The sequence below is a fragment of the Pseudomonas sp. FP198 genome (assembly GCF_030687895.1).
Taxonomy (GTDB): Bacteria; Pseudomonadota; Gammaproteobacteria; order Pseudomonadales; family Pseudomonadaceae; genus Aquipseudomonas.
Map to the genome: position 1 here is coordinate 4,663,971 of NZ_CP117452.1, position 21,889 is coordinate 4,685,859.

Genomic DNA, 21,889 nt, shown 5'->3' on the forward strand with positions numbered 1-21,889 from the left:
ATCCGCCCTAACCTTTCCACTTCCGGGCAAATTTTGAATTAGCCAAACTCTTCATTAGAAGGTACGTAGATATGGAAAGCGAAATCATACCCTATCATTTTTTTGACACCCATAGCCCCATCCTGCATGGGGTCGAGCCTCGCACAGGGAAATTTCACACTTACATGCCTATAGCATCGTTGGTGGGTAACGAGGGTCGCGGCCCGACGCTGGATCTAAACATATTTTATTCCCCTGATATTTACGACGATAATTTCGGTAATTGGGCTTTGCGCTTCACCAACGAACATGTACTTGTCGATAAAAAATACCTAATGCTTCATCTCAAAAATGGCGAAGCCTGGAGTCTTTATAATACCCAGTCGTGGCCTCCTACATTCAAACGCACTAAAGGCGCCCCTGGAGAGATTAAAATCACACAAAAAGATGGAATAACCGAAACACTAACTGCATATTTTTACAACAATAAAGCTCTTCCACTGAAAAAAGAAATTCCAAATGCGTCCGTCACAACACCAAAAAAAATTACGTCACCCTCCGGTTTGACATTAACGATAGAGTGGGAAACGAGGGGCGAAAAATTGCCCCCTAGATTAAAATCTATCCGGGACGAAAAAACGGCATTGCTAAATGTTTCTTATTCGGAATCACGCGAGCTTATTATTTTCGAAATCTACCCTGACACAAAACAAAAGCAGACCTACCAATTCAAAATTGATAAGCCAGGTACTGTCGAGGCGAGTCTGAAAACGATAGAGAAGCCCGACACGCCTACTACAAAAAACTTTCAATACATCTCCCGTAAGCTAAGCTCCGTTGAGGACTCGTCAGGCCTGAAAGACGAAATTTTTTACGACACCAGCGGAAAAGTATCCCGCCACGCCTGTAGCGCCAACGGCATAAAGCTAAGCGATCGCACTTACTCATACAGTGCCACGCCAGCGGAAAACGTTACTACACTCACCCGCGTAATCGAGGGTAACCCTCGTACCACATTCCACTACAACGCCGATGGAGTTCAAATTAAAGAGGTCCATACCCAAGGCGACTGCGTACACACCATACAGATGGCAAGCATTTGGGCCTCGAATAAGCTGGCCACTACGACCCACAATAACTATCAAAAAAACGGCTTCAGCAGGACCGAAGTGTCCACGTCAACGGTAGACGCGTTTGGCAACCTGACTGGTACTGCCGACGACGGCATCACCACCGAGTGGACATACTATCGAGGCGCTCCCAAGGAGGAAGATGTCATCCTCCGAACTTACACCAAGACCGATGCGTCCGGGCCGCTGGGATGGTTGGGGTGGGTTGGGGATAATCTAAACCCGATAGGGCTTATTAACGGTCTTGTCAACAAGCAGGGCTTGACTTGGGGTACGATTGAAGATCGTGCCAAAACTCAATCACGATTTAAAACTGAATCGGGAAAGATTGATTACAACCTGCCTGTGGACATCATTTGCCCAGGAGATCCTAATTTTTTCAGGGTTCATCCAGAGTCGGAAAAAATCTTCACCTATCGCGAAAACAAACGGATCGATCTCAAATGGACCTTTTATGGCTATACCGAATTGCCGACGAAAGATCCGTCACTCGCTGGGTCCGCAGTCAAACCTTCAATTAAGCTAACTATCTTCGACCCTGCCGTCACTGAAGATTTCAAAAAACTGAAACCCAAACAGAACGGCAAGATGACGGTAGAAGCCATGGAGTATTACGTCGATAGCAGAGATCCGATCGCCTTCGACCGGGTAAAAACCCTCACCCAATACTTACTCGACGAAAATGGTTCCGAGGTGCCGCTGTCCAAACTTAAAACTGAATTCGGGTATCAAGTTAAAGATAACCGATTGACAACTACCAGCACATTGAAAAGTGCCGATGGCCTCTCCGTCATTACCAGCCGGACCGTGTCGGCCCTCACCGGAGAATTGATTGAAACCATCGACGGTGTCGGTAACAAGACGTCCTATGAATATGACAATAGCGGCCGCTTGATCAGTACCAGCGAATTTGACCAACGCGCAGAAGCAAGAAACAAAACCCTTTTTCAGTACGAAATCGTTAATGGCTTACAGTGCATCACCACCAAATTCCCTTCGGGTGATTCGTATCGAGAAGAACATGATGCCTTAGGGCGAGTCGTCACTACGAAACACCACAGCCCGATCATAAAGGACTGGATGACGTTGTCCACCACGACCTATGACGAGCTGGGTAGGGAAAAACAAACCGTTGAATTTGATTGCGCACCCGAAGGTAAAAAACCGATGAGCCGTACGATGCAAACATTCTATGACAACTGGGGCCAACCATCAAAAGTCCTGATCAACGGAAAAGAAGCCTTCCATTCAGAATATGATCCTATTAATCGTAGACTCTCAAAATGGCGAAAATCGGGCGACTACTCCAATGGTATCCGCATTAATATCCTGGACACCCCAAGCGGAGGAAGTCAGCGCGAGGAGCAGATTTTCGTCAACGATAAAGTGACTCATACCACCAGCTACATCTACGATAACTGGGGACGGTTAAAAACACAAAAGCCTAGCCAGGGGCCTGCATCTGAATATGAGTACGATCATTTTGGCCGTATGACCAAAATAGCCAGTGCGAATCTGATGGTCTATAACGCCTACCCCGCCCACTCTTCCGCCGCAACGGTTATCTCGACAAAAATTCAGGCTACCGATGCCTATACCATTGGCCAACGTAAAACCGATGGGTTGGGACGGATCAATGAAGTGTCGATCGGCGGAAGAAAACAGACCTATACCTACGCAGACAGCGGCCCTTTAGGCGAGGGCAGCCTCAAGGGCTCCAACTTTCACTCGGTAAAAACTGCAAGTTACGAGTCAAGTTACGACCGAATGACCGGTCGTTTCAGCAACAAGACAACCGGTTACCCTGATGGAGGCTCCTCTAACACTCATTTAATCTATTCGTTGCGTGGCCTGCTACTTGAAAGCCAGGACACCTTCGGCAACACCACGCAACATGACTATGACTCACTGGGGCGTCCGACGAAGTCAACCAGTAACCAAGTGGATACGCGCCTGAGCTATTATGACAACGGTTCACTCAAGGAGCAGACGGTTACACACAATGAGAGCAAACGCTCCATGATCGTCACTTATGTCTATGATGAATTGCTTCGCGAAAGCGAACGTCGCTTCAAACTCATTGGTTTCGCTGACCTCATCATCAAGCGAACCTATCTAGGCGCTTGGCTAGCCAGCTCGGATATGTTTGAAGCAGAGAAACTGCTGCGTTCGGAAAAATTCACTTATACCCCTGACGGCCGCCTCGCGTCCTATCAGTGCTCCGGCAGCCAGATGCCCGTCGACCCACAAGGAAAAAAACTGGCAAAACAAGTCTTTACCTATGATGGACTGGGTAATATTACTCAGTGCATCAACACCTTTGATCAAGGGGAAAATACGTCTCTTTTTACTTACGATACGACTGACCGTGCTCAACTCAAGTCCATTAAACATACGCTGGCGCCTTATCCCCAAACTACATGCTCCTATGATGAAATAGGCCGTCTGAAAGAGGACTTCAACGGGCAAACGCTGAGCTACAACGAGGCATCCAAGCCAAGCTATTTAAAGGCAGGCGCCGGAAAAGCCTTTTCCAACTACGAATATATGTACGACAGCTTGGGTCGTCAGGTTGCCTGTTTTGGTACCGACTATTACGAAAAATATTATTACCTAGGGCAACGGCAGTATGCTCGTAGCGGCCGGATGACTGTCGGTGGAAAGTCAATTGACCGGACGCTGTTACTCCTGAACGAAAGTGACGCCTGCATTCTGCAACAACAGAAAATTGTAGCGACCGATGGAAAACCCAACATTTCCAACAGCTTCGAACTGATGGATGCAAATGGATCGCTAGTGGCCAGTTACGACCTGTCCACTAATCGTCCAACCTACTTTGCCTACACACCCTTCGGTTACCGCCCGGATGACTGGAGCAAACCCAGCTGGCTGGGTTTCAACGGTCAACCGATCGACCGGGTTACGAACACCTATCACCTAGGTAACGGCTACCGTGTCTACGACCCGGCGAATCAGCATTTCCAAGCGCCAGACAGCCTAAGCCCCTTCGGTGCGGGTGGCCTCAATGGCTACAGCTATTGCAGCAACAATCCGATCAACTTCAGCGATCCCAGCGGACACGCACAGGTTGTCCATCAGTACAGCGTGATGACTCATCAACCTTTCCTCTACAACCCAGTGGTGCGAGCGGTAATGGTGGGTGGCATTGGTATCGCCCTGGCACCTTTCACTGGCGGCGCGTCAGCAGGCTGGACTGCAGCGGCCATGGGCCTGGCCGTAACGTCGGCAGCTTTCGGGGTTGCCTCGGCCGCTTTGGAGGAGAGCAATCCAGAACTATCGAGCGCATTGGGTTGGGCTTCTTTAGGAACCGGATTAGCCGGTGCAGGAGCCGGTTTGGTGGGCGCCAAGTTGGCGGCCCGGAGCGCGATGTTGGCCGCCAGCGCCGAACGGGCGGTTTTTTCTGGTACGGGGACGGCAGTTGCTGGCGGTGGGCGCGTGGTAAGAATGGGCGGCACCATGCGGTCCCTCAGGCAGTTAGACGACGAGCTCTTTATGTTCGTAGACACCCATAAAAATCTACAACGCCTTAACATTGGTGTGCATGGTAAGGATCTGACGCTGATGGAAAAAGCAATGAATAGCAGTTCCACGATGATACTGAACAACGCGGAGCATTCTGCCAGTGACTTGCTTTTCCTGTTGAACAAGAAAGGTATAGATCCAAATGTCTACGATTACGTCCGGCTATTGATGTGTTATTCGGGCAACGGAGGCGCTGCCTCCTTTGCCGCCCAGTTCAGGCAACTCATAAACACCCCCGTTAAAGGCTATATCGGCTCGGTTTCGGTCAACTACGGCGCTTCAAACATGTCGCGACTGTTTAAAGGAGCCTCGGCGGGCGGTCCGCAAGGGGAACGGGCCCTGACCGATATGTTTGCCAAACAGATGAAGCATACGGTGTACAAAACCAATCCCTACTTGCCGGACAAGCATGCTGAACTGTTCGCTGATTTTACCTTTGACTCGATTCGCTTCCCTTGAGGAGAAAAATCGTAGGATGCGTGCTCATCGCATCTCGATGAAATGAGCTGGATAAGCACCAAACCCGCCCTCTCGCCCAGGCAGGCCAGCTAATCCCTGGCCTGCGCCTTACTCGCCACCAAACACTCCTTCGCACTCTTCCTCAACTTCTTGATCAACCGCTCCTGCCGCAACGCCTCGCCCTTGTCGCGGCAGGCCTCGGTATAGACCAGCTCGACCGCCGGGCTGGAGAGGAAAAAACGTGCGCCCTTGCCGCTCTGATGCTTGGCGAAACGCCGCACCGGGTCATCGCTGATGCCGCAGTACAGCGAGCCGTTGGCGGCGCGCACCAGGTAGACGAACCAGGGCTTGGCCGGTTCGGGCGCGGCGGGGGCAGCGAGGTCGGGGGGGGATTCAACGGTGGTCACGGAAATATTCAACAGCCGCGATGGAAACAAGCCGCGATCTTATCAGCGACTGGCCTGGAACGCCCGCAGCCCCTTGAGTGCCTGGGCGCGGACGGCGTTGCGCACCAGCGGCGTCCAACCCAACAGCAGGCCTTTGGTGCCCAAGGCCTGGCGCGACCAGCGCCACAGGTCGAAATGATCGCGGTGCTCGCAGATCTTGCCGTCACGAAACACGAAGCGCGCCTGGATATCGTTGACCACGGTATTACCGGTCTGGCTGAACAGATAAGTCGCCACCCAATGGGCACCGCCGGAACGTTCGTCGCTGCGCACGTTATCGAACGTCAGGGAAAAATCCTTGGCCCGCGTGGTGAGCATGCGCCACATGTCGCCGGCATCGCGCCCACGCAGTTCACCGAAGGCCGGATCACTGAACACCACGTCATCGGTGTAGCAGGCGCTCATGGCCTCGGCATCGAGGCGCTGGAACGCCTGGTAGAACCGGGTGATCAGGGCTGTGTGGGCATCGCTCATGGACGGACTCCGGAAATCGTTTCAGTAAGGCCTGCACGATAATCTGCCGCCGCGAGGAACACTATCGTCATTCGCTATGAAAATGGCATCAGCGAAGCTCGCCGACTCTTTCACTGACGACGCCGACATACAACGCTCGACCGGCGCCGAGGCCGGCGATGATCGCGCCCAGGCCAACCAGGCCAAAGATCCAGCCCAAGGCATTCCAGCCACCGGTCAAGTCATGCACCACGCCGACCGCGAACGGCCCCAATGACGCCAGCGTATAACCAAAACCCTGGGCCATGCCGGAGAGGTTGGCGGCCACATGGGCGTCGCGCGAGCGCAGCACGATCAGCGTCAGAGCCAGGGCGAACGTTGCGCCCTGCCCCAAGCCCAACAGGATTGCCCAGCCCCACAACCCATCGATGGGCGCGTAGAGGCAGCCGAACAGCCCGCCGAGCACCATCAGCATGACGACCACGATAGCCAGGCGCTGGTCCTTGCCGCGCGTCGCCAGCCAGGGCGCCGCGAGAGAGCTGATCAACTGCACGATTACCGAGCCGGACAATACGAGCCCCGCCTGGGTTGGGGTCAGCCCGCGGCCGATGAGGATCGACGGCAACCAGCCGAACACGATGTAGGCCAGGGACGATTGCAGCCCCATGTACAAGGTCACTTGCCAGGCCAGGGGATCACGCAGCAACCCGCGGACACGATACGCCACCTGATGCGCCCCGTGTTTCTGGCCCACTTGCGGCAGCCAGAATACTGCGGCCAGCAGGGCCGGGAGCATCCAGAAGCCCAGGCCCAGGGCCCAGTCATGGCCCAGGTGTTCGCTCAACGGCACCGTCGCGCCGGCCGCCATCGCCGCGCCCAGGCACAGCGCCATGGTGTAGACACCGGTCATGGTGCCGGCCTGCCTGGCGAAGTCGCGCTTGACGATGCCCGGCAGCAACACGCCGATCACCCCGATACTGGCGCCGGCGAGGATGCTGCCAGCGAACAGGCCGACCTGGCCGAACGAGCTGCGCAGGATGATGCCGCCAGCCAGTGTGAGCAGGATCCCGAGCACCACTCGTTCAGCGCCGAAGCGGCGCGCCAGCACTGGCGCCAATGGCGCGAACAGGCCCAGGCAGAGCACTGGCAGGGTTGTCAGCAGACCGGCCTGAGCGGCCGACAGGCCGAGGCTTTTCGACACGTCGCTGAGCAACGGCGCCATGCTCGACAAGGCCGGGCGCAGGTTCAACGCGACCAGGATCAGGCCTAGCAGCAGCAACCAGGGCCGACGCACCAGCGGCTGGCTCTGCTGGGCCTGCTCGTCGTCCGCCTCGGCGTCGATCAGCAATTCTTCGAGTTCGGCGCCGCGTTTGTTCGGCGTTGCGGTAGTGCGGTCAAGCGGATCGCGGGACATGGAAAGCTCGGGGTTCAGGGTTCATTGATCAACTGCCGGCAGAGGGCCTTGGCCCGCTCCGGATCCTGGCGTTCGACGGCTTCGAGGATTTCGATGTGCAGGTCGAACACGTGTTGATGACGGGGAATGATATTGAGGCTCTGGCGCAACTGAGCGCCGATCACGCTGGAGAAATAGCGATACAGCTCGCTCAGGGCCGGGTTGTGCGCGGCGTCCACCAGCAGGCGATGGAACACCAGATCGCAGGCGATGTAGTGCTCCAGGTCGCCGTGATAATGCTCGCCGCTGGTTTTCAGCGCCTGGCGCAAGGCAAGCAGATCGTCCTCGGTGCGCCGTAGCGCCGCCAGGCCGATGGCCTCGACTTCTAGGATGTGCCGGGTTTCCCGGGCCTGCCCCAACGAGCAACGGGAGAGCGCCTTGAGCGTGTCCAGCGGGTCGACGACCGCACGCACGTAGCTGCCGTCGCCCTGACGAATTTCGATCAATCCGGAAAACGCCAACACGCGCATGGCTTCGCGCACCGTGTTGCGGCTGATGCCTAGCTCGGCGACCAATTCCGGCTCGGTAGGCAGGCGCTGGCCGACAGCCCACACGCCGTCACTGATGCGTTGACGCAGTTGCTCCAAGGCTTGATCGACCAGGGAGCGCTTTATTAGCGGGGACATTTCTGACATGGGGCTCGCCTTTTCATCCAATCATGGGATGAATTTTCTGACATGTTAGTCAGCTTCGCGTAGGACGGCAACCGCCTACGTTTTATGGGAGGCAAAGAATCCGAATTTTCGATTAGTCAGATTTACCCTTTATGGGTAATCATTGGGACAAGGCAAACGGCTTCTTATGGAAAAGAGCACACCCCATTACGACCTGGCAGTGGTCAAGGCCGAGGTTCACAGGTTGGGAAGCAAGGCGTTCACATTGAACGCTCGCGAAGGCGGACGAAGAATGATGTTGAGTCTCGCCCGGATGCTGCGGATCGTTCACCTGCTGGAATACAGGATGCTGCATAAATCGATGACCACCTATGCCGACCACCGAATCTGGCAAGACGTCTATCACACAACATTTCAGGATCGGGAGATCTACATCAAGGTGACTTACCGCCCTGGCGGTGGGCATCCGGTGGTTTCCTTCAAGGAGAAAAACCAATGAAAACCCAGCAATGTGTCAGCTGCGGCAGCATCGACGCGATGCATCACTTCAACGGCCGTAGCTTTACGGTCGACTACAGGCAGGTGACTCGGCAAGTGCACGATATTGCCGGATGGGAATGCCGGATCTGCGGTGAAATCGAATTCGATCACGACACTGACAGCGCCGAGCGTTACTCCAGGGCCAGCGACCAGTTGCTGGAAGACTACGCGCTGGCGACAGGTGCGGAAATCAAACGCATCCGCCGCAAACTGCACCTCACGCAAAAAGACGCGGTGAAGCTGCTATCCGGAGGCGGGCACAATGCGTTTTCCCGTTATGAACGCGGCGAAGTTACCCCGGCTCAGTCGTTATTCGTGCTGATGCGCCTGCTTGACCGGCATCCGCATCTGATGGCTGAAGTCCATTCGCTGAACGACGAAGCCCATTTGCAGCGACTGTTGTCAGGTCGCCATCCGGAACATGACACGGCGGATCTCTGACCCCAAAAAAACAAACCCGGACAAGTCCGGGTCTATTTTCACTGCCTAAGATCGGATCAATGCAGGATCTGGCTCAGGAACAACTTCGTACGATCATTCTGCGGGTTGTCGAAGAAGTCGTTTGGCGCGGCCTGTTCAACGATTTCGCCCTTGTCCATGAAGATCACGCGGTTGGCCACGGTGCGGGCGAAACCCATCTCGTGGGTCACGCAGAGCATGGTCATGCCGTCTTCGGCCAGGCCGATCATGGTGTCCAGAACCTCTTTCACCATTTCCGGGTCGAGGGCCGAGGTCGGTTCGTCGAACAGCATGATTTTCGGTTTCATGCACAGGGCGCGGGCAATCGCCACGCGCTGCTGCTGACCGCCGGAGAGCTGGCCCGGGTACTTGTGTGCCTGCTCTGGAATGCGTACGCGCTCCAGATAGTGCATGGCGATTTCCTCGGCCTTGCGCTTGGGCATCTTGCGTACCCACATCGGCGCCAGGGTGCAGTTCTGCAGGATGGTCAGGTGCGGGAACAGGTTGAAGTGCTGGAACACCATGCCGACTTCACGGCGGATCGCTTCGATCTGCTTGAGGTCGTTGGTCAGCTCGACACCGTCGACCACGATGCGGCCCTGCTGGTGCTCTTCCAGGCGATTGAGACAGCGGATGGTGGTGGACTTGCCGGAACCCGAAGGGCCGCACAGCACGATACGCTCGCCCTGCTTGACGTTCAGGTTGATGTCTTTCAACACGTGGAACTGGCCGTACCACTTGTTCACGCCCTGCATCTGAATAATGCCTTCAGGGCTCACAGGCTGTTTGATCGCTTCACTCATGAGTCAACTCCTAACGCTTGTGGCCAGTGTCCAGCTTGCGTTCCAAATGCATGGAATAGCGGGACATACCAAAACAGAAAATCCAGAACACCAAGGCGGCGAACACATAGCCTTCAGTGGCCATGCCCAGCCATTTCGGGTCGGCGGCAGCTTGTTTCACGCTGTTGAGCAGGTCGAACAGGCCGATGATGATCACCAGGCTGGTGTCCTTGAACAGCGCAATGAAGGTGTTGACGATCCCCGGGATCACCATCTTCAGCGCCTGCGGAAGGATAACCAGGCCCATGCTGCGCCAGTAGCCCAGGCCCATCGCCGCGGCCGCTTCGTATTGCCCCTTCGGAATCGCTTGCAGACCGCCACGCACCACTTCGGCCACGTAGGCCGACTGGAACAGGATCACGCCGATCAGTGCCCGCAGCAGCTTGTCGAAGTTCATGCCCTCAGGCAGGAACAGCGGCAGCATCACCGAGGACATGAACAGCACCGTGATCAACGGCACGCCGCGCCAGAACTCGATGAAGGTCACGCAGACCACGCGAATCGCCGGCATGTTCGACCGACGCCCCAGCGCCAGGACGATGCCCAACGGCAAAGCGCCGGCAATACCGACGGTGGCGATCACCAGGGTCAGCATCAGGCCGCCCCATTGGCTGGTCGCCACGGTGGCCAGGCCGAAGACGCCGCCGTGCAGCAGGCACCAGGCGATGATCGGGTACAGCACCAGGAAGCTCAGGCCGTAGATCGCCTTGCGCGGGAAGCGCGAGATGAACAGCGGTGCCACGCCGATCACCGCCAGCCACACGGTCAGGTCCACGCGCCAGCGCAGATCCGCTGGGTAATAGCCGTACATGAACTGGCCAAAACGCTGCTGGATGAACACCCAGCAGGCGCCTTCCTTGGTGCAGTCGGCTTGAGTGGTGCCGACCCAGTTGGCATCGATGATCGCCCAACTGAGGATCGGTGGAACCACCAGGTAGATCAGATAGAACGCAAACAGGGTCAGCAGCGTATTGAGCCAGCTGGAGAACATGTTTGCGCGCATCCATGCCATCGGCCCGAACACTTTGCTCGGTGGCGGCATATCAGGTTTGAAAGTATGGGATGTCATGCGCGTTTCCTCACCGCTCGATCAGCGCAATGCGCTTGTTGTACCAGTTCATCAGCAGGGAAATGCTGATACTGATCGCCAGGTACACGCTCATGGTGATGGCAATGACTTCAATGGCCTGCCCGGTCTGGTTCAGCACCGTACCGGCAAACAGCGAAACCATTTCCGGGTAACCGATACCGGCCGCCAGCGAAGAGTTCTTCGCCAGGTTCAGGTATTGGCTGGTCAGTGGCGGGATGATCACGCGCAGGGCTTGCGGGATGATCACCTTGCGCAAGGTCGGACCGTTGCGCAGGCCCAGCGAGTGAGCCGCCTCGGTCTGGCCATGGCTGACCGACTTGATGCCCGAACGCACGATCTCGGCGATGAACGCCGCAGTGTACACCGTCAGCGCCAGGGTCAAGGCCAGCAGTTCCGGGATCAATACCCAGCCACCGACGAAGTTGAACCCCTTGAGCTGCGGCATTTCCCAGTGCACGGGCGCGCCGAAGATCAGTGCGCACAACGCCGGGATCACCAGGAACAACGCCAGGCCTACCCAGAATTTATGGAACGGCTCGCCAGTCGCTTCGAAACGCTTGTTGGCCCAGCGGGTCATCAGCACGATGGCGACGATCGCCAGCACGACACTGACCACAAACGGCCAGAACCCTTCAGCCATCAGCGCCGCCGGCATGTTCAGGCCACGGCTGCTGACAAAGAAGGTGTCGCCGAAGTTATGGCTGTTACGCGGCCCCGGCATGGTCAGGAACACCGCGAAGTACCAGAACAGGATCTGCAGCAGCGGCGGGATGTTGCGAAAGACCTCCACATACACCGTCGCCACCTTGGCGATGATCCAGTTCTTCGACAGGCGGGCCACGCCGACGATGAAACCGAGGATTGTCGCCAGAATGACACCAATGAAGGTCACCAGCAGCGTGTTGAGCAGCCCGATGACGAAGACGCGGGCATAGCTGTCCGCCTCGGTGTAGTCGATCAGGGTTTGAGCGATGCCGAAACCGGCACTGCGCTCCAGGAAGCTGAAACCGGAGGTAATGCCCCGGTGCTCAAGGTTGGTCTGCGTGTTGTCGAACAGAAACCAGCCCAGAGAAATGACCGCCACGATGGTGACGATCTGAAATACCCACGCACGCACTCGTGGATCGCTGAGGCTGAGCCTCTGCTTAGGTGCGCCGATTGAATTTTGCATGAAGTGCCCCGCAAGGAATGGAACAGAACATCACCCGGTGGTTGGCCCACCGGGTGATAGAACCATCAGCGCACTGGTGGTGCGTATTGAATGCCGCCTGCGTTCCACAGAGCGTTCAGGCCACGATCGATTTCCAGCGGGGTGCTCTTGCCGAGGTTGCGATCGAAGATTTCGCCGTAGTTGCCGACTTGCTTGACGATCTGAACAACCCAGTCTTTCGGCAGCTTCAGGTCTTTGCCGTATTCGCCATCAGCGCCGAGCATACGGGCGACGTCCGGGTTCTTGGTGGCTTTGGCTTCAGCTTCGACGTTCTTCGAAGTGATGCCGGCTTCTTCGGAGTTGAGCAAGGCGTAGCCAGTCCAGCGGACGATTTTCGACCACTCTTCATCGCCATTACGCACGACTGGGCCCAGTGGCTCCTTGGAAATGGTTTCCGGCAGAACTACGTAGTCCTTCGGCGAAGCCAGCTTGCTGCGCTGGGCGAACAGCTGGGACTTGTCGGAGGTCAGTACGTCGCAACGACCGGATTCCAGCGACTTGGCGCTTTCATCGGAGGTGTCGAAAGTGATGGGAGTGTACTTCAGGCCGTTGCCGCGGAAGTAGTCGGAAACGTTCAGCTCGGTGGTGGTACCGGCCTGGATGCAGATGGTCGCGCCGTCCAGTTCCTTGGCGCTCTTGACGCCCAGCTTGTTGTTTACCAGGAAGCCGATGCCGTCGTAGTAGGTAATGAAGCCAGGGAACACCAGGCCCATGCCGGCATCGCGGGAACTGGTCATGGTGGTGTTGCGCGACAGGATATCGATTTCGCCAGATTGCAGCGCGGTGAAACGCTCTTTGGCGTTCAACTGGCTGAATTTCACCTTGTTGGCGTCGCCAAATACGGCGGCGGCCACGGCGCGGCAGAAGTCAGCGTCGATGCCGAGGATCTTGCCGGAGGCATCAGGTACCGAGAAACCCGGCAAACCATCGCTCACACCGCACTGTACAAAGCCTTTCTTCTGCACGGCATCCAGGGTTGCACCCGCCTGAGCGAACCCGCTGACACCGAGAACTGCTGCTGCAGTCACGACTGCCAGGGTGGATTTCAGTAACTTCATTCAAACCTCCAGTTTTGCTCTTGTTGTGTCGGAGCTGGGACCCTGTCGCACCCTTTTGAGGCATTGCCGACCCTTGTTGGCTTTTTTTAGGGTCAACCGACGTCTGGGCCTTCGCTATGAGTCTAATAAATGAGAGCGGCTATAAACGGCGCCTTACTCACTTCTCACCAATCGGCCGAACGGGCTGTAGCCCTTCACGTTCGCGAAGCCCGTAGCGGCTATTGGCGAACATCCATCACCGGATTTCTGATATCCCATGCGTCGCGTCGAGCTGATAGTGTTACCGCGCTGCGTAAGAATCATCACTCGGCTAAACCAATAGCAAAGCCCGTACCACACCGCTGCGCTTGTCCGTTACTGGCGACGTCAAGACAAAAACTTGTAGCATTGCGACATCTAATTAACTGAGGCACCAGGCGCGCACTGCAATCAGGCACTGATTGAGCGCACCCGCACATTTTTGGAGCACATCATGACCGACCCCTTGATTCTCGAGCCCTCCGGCACTGCCGATGCATGCGTTATCTGGCTCCACGGCCTGGGCGCCGATCGCTACGACTTCATGCCGGTCGCCGAAATGCTGCAGCAAAGCCTGCTGACCACGCGCTTCGTATTGCCCCAAGCACCGACGCAACCGGTGACCATCAATGGTGGCTATGCCATGCCCAGCTGGTATGACATTCGTGCCTTGAGCCCGGCGCGGGCAATCGACGAGCTACAACTGGAAGCCTCGGCGCAACGGGTCATCGACCTGATGGAAACCCAGCGAGCCAGCGGAATAGACGCCTCGCGGATTTTCCTGGCAGGGTTTTCCCAAGGCGGAGCGGTGGTGTATCACACGGCGTTCGTTAAATGGCAGGGGCCGCTGGGTGGCGTGATTGCGCTGTCCACTTATGCGCCAACTTTTGGCGAAGAACTGCAGTTGTCGGCCAGCCAGCAACGCGTTCCGGTACTGGCGCTGCACGGACAGTACGACGAAGTGGTACTCAACCCGATGGGCCGGACTGCGAAAGAGTATCTGAAGCAGCATGGTGTCACCGTGACATGGCAAGAATACCCAATGGGCCACGAAGTGTTACCCGAGGAGATTCGCGACATCGGTACCTGGCTGGCGGAACGCTTGCGCTAAGAGGCAGATAGCCACGCCAGCGCTTTGATGATCACACTACGCCGCGCCCGTTTCTTGCATTACACTGGCCGGCGTACATTCCTTAACCAACCGATGAGATGACCGTGCTCAAAGCACTCAAGAAGATGTTCGGTAAAAGCGAGGCCGAGCAACTCGCGCCTGAAGCCAGCGCCCCCGTCCACGGTGCGAGCCGCACCGATGCGCACCAACCACGTCGGACCGCCCCCGTTGCGGACGCAAAACTATCGCCGTCGACCGAATCCGTTGCGCAACCTGTGGTGGCATCCGAGCCGGAAAAACCACGCAGCGAAGCCCCCAAGCCACGTCGCGAGCGCGCGCCCAAACCGCCGGTCGTTGCCTGGAAGCTCGAAGACTTCGTCGTAGAACCCCAGGAAGGCAAGACCCGCTTCCACGATTTCAAGCTCGCCCCGGAGCTGATGCATGCCATCCAGGACCTAGGCTTCCCGTACTGCACGCCGATCCAGGCGCAAGTGCTGGGCTATACCCTCGCCGGCAAGGACGCTATCGGTCGCGCCCAGACTGGCACCGGCAAGACCGCCGCGTTCCTGATTTCGATCATCACCCAGTTGCTCCAGACCCCGCCCCCCAAGGAACGCTACATGGGCGAGCCGCGGGCGCTGATCATCGCGCCGACCCGTGAGCTGGTGGTGCAGATCGCCAAGGACGCCGCTGACCTGACCAAGTACACCGGCCTGAACGTGATGACGTTCGTCGGCGGCATGGATTTCGACAAGCAGCTCAAGCACCTCGAGGCCCGCCACTGCGACATCCTCGTGGCGACGCCGGGCCGCCTGCTGGACTTCAACCAGCGCGGCGACGTGCACCTGGACATGGTCGAAGTGATGGTGCTCGACGAGGCCGACCGCATGCTCGACATGGGCTTCATCCCTCAGGTCCGCCAGATCATTCGCCAGACCCCGCCGAAAAACGAACGCCAGACATTGCTGTTCTCCGCCACCTTCACCGAAGACGTGATGAACCTGGCCAAGCAATGGACCACCGATCCTGCAATCGTCGAGATCGAAGCCGAAAACGTCGCCAGCGAAAATGTCGAACAGCACATCTACGCCGTCGCCGGTGCCGACAAGTACAAACTGCTCTATAACCTGGTCAACGACAACGGTTGGGAGCGGGTGATGGTCTTCGCCAACCGCAAGGACGAAGTGCGCCGCATCGAAGAACGCCTGGTGCGCGATGGCGTCAACGCCGCGCAACTGTCGGGCGACGTGCCGCAGCACAAGCGCATCAAGACACTCGAAGGTTTCCGTGAAGGCAAGATCCGCGTGCTGGTCGCCACCGACGTGGCCGGTCGCGGCATTCACATCGACGGCATCAGCCACGTGATCAACTTCACCCTGCCGGAAATGCCGGACGACTACGTGCACCGTATCGGCCGCACCGGTCGTGCCGGGGCCGCCGGGGTTTCGATCAGCTTCGCCGGCGAGGATGATTCCTACCAGTTACCCTCGATCGAGGCACTGCTGGGCCGCAAGATCAGTTGCGAGATGCCGCCGACTCATCTGTTGCGGCCGGTCGAGCGCAAGCGACCTTAACCGTCTTCACAGTACCGAAAGCGCAGCCCAACCAGGCTGCGCTTTTTTTTGTCTTGGATACCTGGCAGTTCTATGGGTTGCCTAGCGCTTCCAGCGATCCGCCGCCGCATGATCACTGTCCCGCCCCTCGACCCAACGCGGGCCGTCGGCGGTATTTTCCTTTTTCCAGAACGGTGCGCGAGTCTTCAGGTAGTCCATGACAAAAGCGCAGGCGTCGAACGCCGCCTGGCGATGGGCGCTGGCGGCGCCGACAAAAACGATTGGCTCACCCGGCTCCAGGGCGCCGATGCGGTGCAATACCTCAAGCTTGAGCAGCGGCCAGCGCTGCTCGGCTTCGGTGGCGATCTTGCCCAGGGCTTTTTCGGTCATGCCCGGATAATGCTCGAGGAACATCCCGGACACATCGAGGCCGTCATTGAAGTCGCGCACGTAGCCGACAAAACTCACCACGGCGCCGACGCCGACATTTGCCGCCTGCATCGCATTGACCTCGGCCCCCGGGTCGAACGGCTCGGCCTGCACCCGAATCGCCATGGCTCAGCCTCCGGTCACGGTGGGAAAGAAGGCCACTTCGTCGCCGTCCGCCAGCGGTTCATCGAGCTGGCACAGGTCCTCGTTGCGGGCGCACATCAGGTTCTGCTCTCGCAGCACCTCGGCTCCGTCACGCTGAGCGAGCAATGCGCGTACATCGTCAACCGTGGCGAAAACGCCCTCCACTTTCAGCGAATCCACGCCGAGCGCTTCGCGATAACGGGCAAAGAACTTCACGGTGATGTTCATGGCGCATCCGCCTGGAAGTGGCCGCTCTTGCCGCCGAGTTTTTCCAGCACACGCACGCCCTCGATGGCCATGCCCCGGTCCACGGCCTTGCACATGTCGTAGAGGGTGAGCGCGGCGACGGTGGCGGCGGTGAGCGCCTCCATCTCGACACCGGTCTGTCCCGACAGCTTGCAGCGGGCCACGATGCGCACCCGGTCCTCGCCTTCGGCGGTCAGTTCGACCTTGACGCTGGTGAGCATGAGCGGATGGCAGAGCGGGATCAGGTCACTGGTTTTTTTTGCCGCCTGGATACCGGCAATGCGCGCGACGGCGAACACATCGCCCTTGGGATGGCCGCCGCTGACGATCATTTGCAGGGTATCGGGCAGCATGCGCACAAAGGCTTCGGCGGTGGCTTCGCGGAACGTCACGGCCTTGTCGGTCACGTCGACCATGTTGGCGCGACCTTGGGAATCGAGATGGGTCAGCACAGGGTAACTCCTGATCAGGAGCGTCGATTGTAAACCTGTGAGTCAAATTCCGGCAGGGTTGATTGTCGTACCGATTTCCCTATTGGATCTATCACTGCGAGTCCCCTGTGGGAGCGAGCTTGCTCGCGATGACGGTGTGCCAGATAAAAACATGTGTCTGACACGCCGCCATCGCGAGCAAGCTCGCTCCCACAGGGTTATGGGGTGCTTACAAGAACCGGGCGACCTTGTGGTCGCCCGGTTCGGATGGGCTTACAGATGAGATTCGGCGTATTCGGCCAGGATCGAGCGCGGTACGCCCTGCAGGGTGATGTGGACGCCGTTGGGGAAGTCCTTGAAGCGTTCGGTCAGGTAGGTCAGCCCGGAGCTGGTCGCGGACAGGTAAGGGGTGTCGATCTGCGCCAGGTTACCCAGGCACACCACTTTGGAACCGGCGCCGGCACGGGTGATGATGGTTTTCATCTGGTGCGGGGTCAGGTTCTGGCATTCGTCGATCAGGATCAGGCTCTGCTGGAAGCTGCGGCCTCGGATGTAGTTGAGGGATTTGAACTGCAACGGCACTTTGCTGAGGATGTAGTCGACGCTGCCATGGGTGCTCTCGTCATCCATGTGCAAGGCTTCGAGGTTGTCGGTAATCGCGCCCAGCCACGGCTCCATTTTTTCCGCTTCGGTGCCGGGCAGGAAGCCGATTTCCTGATCCAGGCCCTGCACGCTGCGAGTGGCGATGATGCGCCGGTAGCGCTTGCTGACCATGGTCTGTTCGATGGCGGCGGCCAGGGCCAGGATGGTCTTGCCGGAACCGGCGGCGCCGGACAGGTTGACCAGGTGGATGTCCGGGTCGAGCAAGGCGAACAGCGCCAGGCTCTGGTAGATGTCGCGAGGCTTGAGGCCCCACGCCTCCTGATGCAGCAGGGGTTCCTGGTGCAGGTCGAGGATCAGCAGCTTGTCGACCTGGATCTCCTTGATCCAGCCGACGAATCCTTGTTCATCGATAATGAATTCGTTGATGTGCACCGCCGGCAGGTTGTCGATCAGTTGCACCTGGTGCCAGGTGCGCCCATGGTCCTGACGGGTCTCGACCTTGCTCACGCGATCCCAGAAGGAGCCGGTCATGGTGTGGTAGCCGTTGGGCAACAGCGATACGTCGTCGACCAGTTGGTCAGTGCTGTAGTCTTCCGCCGCGATCCCGCAGGCGCGGGCCTTGAGGCGCATGTTGATGTCTTTGGTCACCAGCACCACGGCTTGTTCCTTGTTGCGCGCGTGCAGGTCGATCAGCTGGTTGATGATGATGTTGTCGTTCAGGTGTTCAGGCAGCACCAGGTTGGGTTCGGTGCGCTTGCTCATCAGGATCGAGAGCAGGCCCTTGGGGCCGCTCTTGCCGCGCTGGATCGGCACCCCCAGTTCAACGTCTTCTGGAGAGGCGTCGCCCAGGGTCTTGTCGATCAGGCGGATCGCCTGCCGGCATTCAGCCGCCACGCTGTGATGGCCGCTCTTGAGCTTGTCCAGCTCCTCGAGCACGGTCATCGGGATGGCGACGTGGTGTTCTTCGAAATTCAGCAGCGCGTTTGGATCGTGGATCAATACGTTGGTATCGAGTACATACAGGATTGGCTGGTTGGAGGAAGGGCTACGTCCGTGGTCATCCATACTCGGTCACCTTTGTGGGGGCCATTCGACGCAATACCGTGACAGTGCTGCGCCTCGAGGTAGCCACCGAATTCACCCGCGAGGATTTCGGGTGAACTGCACACAATCTGGGTCTTGGAAGACGCCACCTGTGTTGCAGGTTTCGGCGGTCTGACTTCTTGATACTCCAAAAACGATGACAGGAAAAAGCACTTTGACGCTTTTTTGAAGTTTATTTTTCAGAGTGACGAATAACCCTTGGCGTACTGCCCCGGCGCCGTTAAAGTCGGAAGTCCGGTCGCCCTGAATGCGCGACCCGATTCCCGCCCCGCCCAATGTTTACGGGACTTTTGCCTTTTCTCAGCGAAACGCGTCCTGACACTCTTCCCAGCCGATCCCGCTTTGCGCCGTTTGCGTAACGAGCCAGGGCAGCGCCGTTTTCACCGCGTCCTGCTTGGCGTTGAAATTGATGACCCCGTGGCGCCACAACAGCATCAGCGTCAGCGCGCGCTGGGCACTCTGCTCGGGCTTGAGGCGGTTGGTGCTGTCCTGGGGATCGATATCCCATAGCGCCACTTGCAGGCCCTGGTTCCTGAAGAATGCCTGGGCATCGCCTCGACGCTGGCCCTGTGGCGGACGGAACAGGGGCACGTAATTCTCCGGGAGCCTGCCCTTGACCAGGTCAACGCTGCGCCGTACCGAGTCCTGCCAGTCCTGCCAATGGCTGTGGGAGCGGAACTCCCAGCCCTGCACCCCGACGCATTGCCCAGCAAACAGAGTCTGGAGATCATTTGCCGAGCCGTCTGTCAGGCGCGCCTGAATGTCCTTGCCCAGCACAAAAAAAGTGCCGTTCATGTTCGACTTGCGCAGGTACTCGGTCAGCCATGGCGTGTGGTCCGGCGCGACGTTGGCAGCGCTGTCGAAGGTCAGCAAGAACAGTCGGTCATTCATCTGCTCACCGTTGCGCTCGTAATCGCCGAAACGCTCGACTTCGCTGCTGACCTGGGGAAACAGCGCAGCCTTGCGCAGCAGCTCGTCGCGGTACTGCGTATGAAAGATCCGGCTCGGCTCGGCCCACTTGATGTAGTAGGAGTTGTCATCGAGCTTGAACCGGCCCGCCTCCTCGCGCAGGGTCGCCATGTCCTCGACCAGGTAGCAGAAGGAAGCATCCAGCGTGCAACTGCGCTGGGCGAAGTTGTAGCTCGAAAGCAGACGCTGCCACAGCCGTGTGCGCAAAGCGTTCACCGCGACCATATTGACCGAGCGCAGCCCCAGGTATTGCTTGAGGGCTATTTCGTCCATGGCATCGGCATCCAGCAATACCCGGGCGAACATCAGGACCTCGGCCCGCGAAGCCACATCGAACAGCGTCGGGCTGGTGAGCTGTTCAGGCCAGGTGCTGCGGTCCAGGGTAGCGACGTCGTTGGGCGCAGCGAAAGCGCCGAGGCTCAACAACCAGGCCGACAGTAAAAGGACGATACGCAAAAGGGATGCTCCATAACGAAACCCGCGCGGGATGATAGCTGATCCAGAAGCAGTCCCCCCATGGCGCACGAAGCTTTTGTGGCGAGGGGATTTATCCCCGTTGGGGTGCGAAGCAGCCCTGAGAAACCTGCAGCCTGGTGCATCTTTTGGGACTGCTGCGCAGTCCAGCGGGGATAAATCCCCTCGCCACAATGTACACGCGACGAAAAGTCCGACGGTTCGCATCGCCACCCATCCCCTATCACCTCAATAGCTGGAGTCCACCCGGACAACCCCCTAGAATCGCCGCACCCTTAAAGGAGACGTTTGCATGCTGATGGTGATTTCCCCCGCCAAGACCCTCGATTACGAAACACCGCCGGCCACCGAGCGTTTTACCCAGCCGCAGTACCTGGATCACTCCCAAGAGCTGATTGAACAATTGCGCGAATTCTCGCCAGCCCAGATCAGCGAGTTGATGCACGTCTCCGACAAGATCGGCGGCCTCAATGCCGCGCGATTCGGCAGCTGGAACCCGGCGTTTACCCCGGCCAATGCCAAACAGGCGTTGCTGGCGTTCAAGGGCGATGTGTACACCGGCCTTGACGCACAAAGCCTCGGTGAAGCCGATTTCGACTACGCCCAACAGCACCTGCGCATGCTCTCCGGCCTCTACGGTCTGCTGCGTCCGCTGGACTTGATGCAACCTTATCGCCTGGAGATGGGCACGAAGCTGGCCAATGCCCGGGGCAAGGACCTTTATGCATTCTGGGGCACCCGCATCAGCGAATGGCTGAACGAAGCCTTGGCCGATCAGGGCGACGACGTACTGTTGAACCTGGCTTCCAATGAGTACTTTTCGGCGGTCAAGCGCAGTGCACTGAAAGCCCGCGTCATCGATGCCGAGTTCAAGGATCTGAAGAACGGCCAATACAAGATCATCAGTTTCTACGCCAAGAAAGCCCGGGGCTTGATGAGCCGGTTTGTCATCGAGCAGCGCATCAACGATCCCGTGCAACTCAAACACTTCGATGTACAGGGCTATCGTTACAACGCCGAACAATCTTCCCCGAACAAGTTGGTCTTTTTGCGCGACCACGCCCCGCAATAATGCAACACCTGTTTCGGGCCCCGATAAGGGGCCTCGATCATCGCGCTATATGTCATCCCACTTCCCCACCGCACTTGACACTTTCTTGGCGTCAACAAAACAAACACCCCCTGCTCTAACTTTTCTTTCACTCGACAAATGTCAGATTTTTCCGTAGTGGCACGGAAATTTTTCATCAGTAGTGGCACAAAACTATCTACCCCCGCCAACTCCCCGAAACTAAAGGGCAAAAGCGCGCGTGCTATCAATTTGAGAGCAGTGCCATCTAGGCAGATATTTCGAAAAATTTCGAAAATGGCGATGAGCGGATCGGAACTATGTGAAATTGCACGGCTCATACCACCCGTAACGATTCTCGCCGAGCGTGTACGAGATAACTTACGTGGCACGTCGTCCGAAGTAACCGAGTTGTCACGACAACTTAGCGAAACGGTCGTCTAATTGGATCCACCCTTAAAA

The 21,889-nt window shown here is 57.7% G+C and carries 19 protein-coding genes; 6 read left to right on the top strand and 13 right to left on the bottom strand.

Annotation, left to right across the window (positions count from 1 at the left end):
* The first annotated feature begins 71 nt into the window (after positions 1 to 71).
* Positions 72 to 5,111, top strand: coding sequence for an RHS repeat-associated core domain-containing protein (locus tag PSH78_RS21240; protein ID WP_305496575.1), 5,040 nt, complete (start codon positions 72 to 74; stop codon positions 5,109 to 5,111).
* An 89-nt stretch (positions 5,112 to 5,200) separates the two neighbouring features.
* On the opposite strand, the gene PSH78_RS21245 is transcribed toward PSH78_RS21240, so the two are convergent.
* The 4 genes from PSH78_RS21245 to PSH78_RS21260 all read right to left on the bottom strand — a co-directional run bounded on the left by PSH78_RS21245 (position 5,201) and on the right by PSH78_RS21260 (position 8,098).
* Positions 5,201 to 5,518, bottom strand: a complete 318-nt coding sequence (locus PSH78_RS21245) for a GIY-YIG nuclease family protein (protein WP_305501344.1) — start codon at positions 5,516 to 5,518, stop codon at positions 5,201 to 5,203.
* 42 nt (positions 5,519 to 5,560) lie between these two features.
* The gene (locus PSH78_RS21250) at positions 5,561 to 6,031 is read right to left on the bottom strand and encodes a nuclear transport factor 2 family protein (protein ID WP_305496576.1); all 471 of its coding nucleotides are present in this window, start codon (positions 6,029 to 6,031) and stop codon (positions 5,561 to 5,563) included.
* Positions 6,032 to 6,119: 88 nt separating this feature from the next.
* Positions 6,120 to 7,424 carry a CynX/NimT family MFS transporter gene (locus tag PSH78_RS21255; RefSeq protein ID WP_305496577.1) on the bottom strand — a complete coding sequence of 435 codons (1,305 nt, stop codon included), beginning with the start codon at positions 7,422 to 7,424 and terminating at the stop codon, positions 6,120 to 6,122.
* A gap of 14 nt (positions 7,425 to 7,438) precedes the next feature.
* The gene (locus tag PSH78_RS21260) at positions 7,439 to 8,098 is read right to left on the bottom strand and encodes a FadR/GntR family transcriptional regulator (RefSeq protein WP_305496578.1); all 660 of its coding nucleotides are present in this window, start codon (positions 8,096 to 8,098) and stop codon (positions 7,439 to 7,441) included.
* A gap of 166 nt (positions 8,099 to 8,264) precedes the next feature.
* Here PSH78_RS21260 and PSH78_RS21265 point away from each other — a divergent pair, with 166 nt between their 5' ends.
* The gene (locus PSH78_RS21265) at positions 8,265 to 8,576 is read left to right on the top strand and encodes a type II toxin-antitoxin system MqsR family toxin (protein ID WP_305496580.1); all 312 of its coding nucleotides are present in this window, start codon (positions 8,265 to 8,267) and stop codon (positions 8,574 to 8,576) included.
* A complete protein-coding gene (locus tag PSH78_RS21270) occupies positions 8,573 to 9,058 on the top strand; it encodes a type II toxin-antitoxin system MqsA family antitoxin (protein WP_305496583.1) in 486 nt (161 codons plus the stop codon). The genes PSH78_RS21265 and PSH78_RS21270 overlap by 4 nt, the downstream gene beginning before the upstream one ends.
* Before the next feature lie 56 nt (positions 9,059 to 9,114).
* Here PSH78_RS21270 and PSH78_RS21275 read toward each other — a convergent pair whose 3' ends face one another.
* The 4 genes from PSH78_RS21275 to PSH78_RS21290 all read right to left on the bottom strand — a co-directional run bounded on the left by PSH78_RS21275 (position 9,115) and on the right by PSH78_RS21290 (position 13,276).
* The gene (locus PSH78_RS21275) at positions 9,115 to 9,879 is read right to left on the bottom strand and encodes an amino acid ABC transporter ATP-binding protein (protein ID WP_003178331.1); all 765 of its coding nucleotides are present in this window, start codon (positions 9,877 to 9,879) and stop codon (positions 9,115 to 9,117) included.
* A 10-nt stretch (positions 9,880 to 9,889) separates the two neighbouring features.
* A complete protein-coding gene (locus PSH78_RS21280; RefSeq protein WP_305496585.1) occupies positions 9,890 to 10,987 on the bottom strand; it encodes an amino acid ABC transporter permease in 1,098 nt (365 codons plus the stop codon).
* A 10-nt stretch (positions 10,988 to 10,997) separates the two neighbouring features.
* Positions 10,998 to 12,179 (bottom strand): amino acid ABC transporter permease, encoded by a 1,182-nt coding sequence (locus tag PSH78_RS21285; RefSeq protein ID WP_305496587.1) that lies wholly within the window; start codon positions 12,177 to 12,179, stop codon positions 10,998 to 11,000.
* Positions 12,180 to 12,244: 65 nt separating this feature from the next.
* Complete coding sequence (locus PSH78_RS21290) at positions 12,245 to 13,276, bottom strand: amino acid ABC transporter substrate-binding protein (RefSeq protein WP_305496588.1); 1,032 nt, start codon at positions 13,274 to 13,276, stop codon at positions 12,245 to 12,247.
* 472 nt (positions 13,277 to 13,748) lie between these two features.
* On the opposite strand from PSH78_RS21290, the gene PSH78_RS21295 reads away from it, so the two are divergent.
* Positions 13,749 to 14,405 carry an alpha/beta hydrolase gene (locus PSH78_RS21295; protein ID WP_305496589.1) on the top strand — a complete coding sequence of 219 codons (657 nt, stop codon included), beginning with the start codon at positions 13,749 to 13,751 and terminating at the stop codon, positions 14,403 to 14,405.
* A 98-nt stretch (positions 14,406 to 14,503) separates the two neighbouring features.
* Positions 14,504 to 15,979 carry an ATP-dependent RNA helicase RhlB gene (rhlB, locus tag PSH78_RS21300; RefSeq protein ID WP_305496591.1) on the top strand — a complete coding sequence of 492 codons (1,476 nt, stop codon included), beginning with the start codon at positions 14,504 to 14,506 and terminating at the stop codon, positions 15,977 to 15,979.
* Between the two features lie 81 nt (positions 15,980 to 16,060).
* Here rhlB and moaE read toward each other — a convergent pair whose 3' ends face one another.
* The 5 genes from moaE to PSH78_RS21325 all read right to left on the bottom strand — a co-directional run bounded on the left by moaE (position 16,061) and on the right by PSH78_RS21325 (position 20,340).
* A complete protein-coding gene (gene moaE / locus PSH78_RS21305; RefSeq protein WP_305496593.1) occupies positions 16,061 to 16,513 on the bottom strand; it encodes a molybdopterin synthase catalytic subunit MoaE in 453 nt (150 codons plus the stop codon).
* A gap of 3 nt (positions 16,514 to 16,516) precedes the next feature.
* Positions 16,517 to 16,759: a MoaD/ThiS family protein gene (locus tag PSH78_RS21310; protein ID WP_305496595.1), complete on the bottom strand. Its 243-nt coding sequence runs from the start codon at positions 16,757 to 16,759 to the stop codon at positions 16,517 to 16,519.
* Positions 16,756 to 17,229 carry a cyclic pyranopterin monophosphate synthase MoaC gene (moaC, locus tag PSH78_RS21315; RefSeq protein WP_305496598.1) on the bottom strand — a complete coding sequence of 158 codons (474 nt, stop codon included), beginning with the start codon at positions 17,227 to 17,229 and terminating at the stop codon, positions 16,756 to 16,758. Before moaC ends, PSH78_RS21310 begins: the two co-directional genes overlap by 4 nt.
* Positions 17,230 to 17,481: 252 nt before the next feature.
* Positions 17,482 to 18,876: a PhoH family protein gene (locus PSH78_RS21320; protein ID WP_305496599.1), complete on the bottom strand. Its 1,395-nt coding sequence runs from the start codon at positions 18,874 to 18,876 to the stop codon at positions 17,482 to 17,484.
* A 339-nt stretch (positions 18,877 to 19,215) separates the two neighbouring features.
* Positions 19,216 to 20,340 carry a polysaccharide deacetylase family protein gene (locus PSH78_RS21325; RefSeq protein ID WP_305496600.1) on the bottom strand — a complete coding sequence of 375 codons (1,125 nt, stop codon included), beginning with the start codon at positions 20,338 to 20,340 and terminating at the stop codon, positions 19,216 to 19,218.
* A gap of 310 nt (positions 20,341 to 20,650) precedes the next feature.
* On the opposite strand from PSH78_RS21325, the gene yaaA reads away from it, so the two are divergent.
* Positions 20,651 to 21,430 (top strand): peroxide stress protein YaaA, encoded by a 780-nt coding sequence (gene yaaA / locus PSH78_RS21330; protein ID WP_305496601.1) that lies wholly within the window; start codon positions 20,651 to 20,653, stop codon positions 21,428 to 21,430.
* Positions 21,431 to 21,889 lie beyond the last annotated feature (459 nt).

Bases quoted from the DNA above. Each gene is read 5' to 3' on its own strand.
- moaE (WP_305496593.1), bottom strand. From the start codon at position 16,513: ATGGCGATTCGGGTGCAGGCCGAGCCGTTCGACCCGGGGGCCGAGGTC.
- PSH78_RS21295 (WP_305496589.1), top strand. From the start codon at position 13,749: ATGACCGACCCCTTGATTCTCGAGCCCTCCGGCACTGCCGATGCATGC.
- PSH78_RS21265 (WP_305496580.1), top strand. From the start codon at position 8,265: ATGGAAAAGAGCACACCCCATTACGACCTGGCAGTGGTCAAGGCCGAG.
- rhlB (WP_305496591.1), top strand. From the start codon at position 14,504: ATGACCGTGCTCAAAGCACTCAAGAAGATGTTCGGTAAAAGCGAGGCC.
- PSH78_RS21255 (WP_305496577.1), bottom strand. From the start codon at position 7,424: ATGTCCCGCGATCCGCTTGACCGCACTACCGCAACGCCGAACAAACGC.
- PSH78_RS21320 (WP_305496599.1), bottom strand. From the start codon at position 18,876: ATGGATGACCACGGACGTAGCCCTTCCTCCAACCAGCCAATCCTGTAT.
- PSH78_RS21285 (WP_305496587.1), bottom strand. From the start codon at position 12,179: ATGCAAAATTCAATCGGCGCACCTAAGCAGAGGCTCAGCCTCAGCGAT.
- yaaA (WP_305496601.1), top strand. From the start codon at position 20,651: ATGCTGATGGTGATTTCCCCCGCCAAGACCCTCGATTACGAAACACCG.
- PSH78_RS21260 (WP_305496578.1), bottom strand. From the start codon at position 8,098: ATGTCAGAAATGTCCCCGCTAATAAAGCGCTCCCTGGTCGATCAAGCC.
- PSH78_RS21310 (WP_305496595.1), bottom strand. From the start codon at position 16,759: ATGAACATCACCGTGAAGTTCTTTGCCCGTTATCGCGAAGCGCTCGGC.
- PSH78_RS21280 (WP_305496585.1), bottom strand. From the start codon at position 10,987: ATGACATCCCATACTTTCAAACCTGATATGCCGCCACCGAGCAAAGTG.
- PSH78_RS21250 (WP_305496576.1), bottom strand. From the start codon at position 6,031: ATGAGCGATGCCCACACAGCCCTGATCACCCGGTTCTACCAGGCGTTC.
- PSH78_RS21240 (WP_305496575.1), top strand. From the start codon at position 72: ATGGAAAGCGAAATCATACCCTATCATTTTTTTGACACCCATAGCCCC.
- PSH78_RS21275 (WP_003178331.1), bottom strand. From the start codon at position 9,879: ATGAGTGAAGCGATCAAACAGCCTGTGAGCCCTGAAGGCATTATTCAG.
- PSH78_RS21270 (WP_305496583.1), top strand. From the start codon at position 8,573: ATGAAAACCCAGCAATGTGTCAGCTGCGGCAGCATCGACGCGATGCAT.
- PSH78_RS21290 (WP_305496588.1), bottom strand. From the start codon at position 13,276: ATGAAGTTACTGAAATCCACCCTGGCAGTCGTGACTGCAGCAGCAGTT.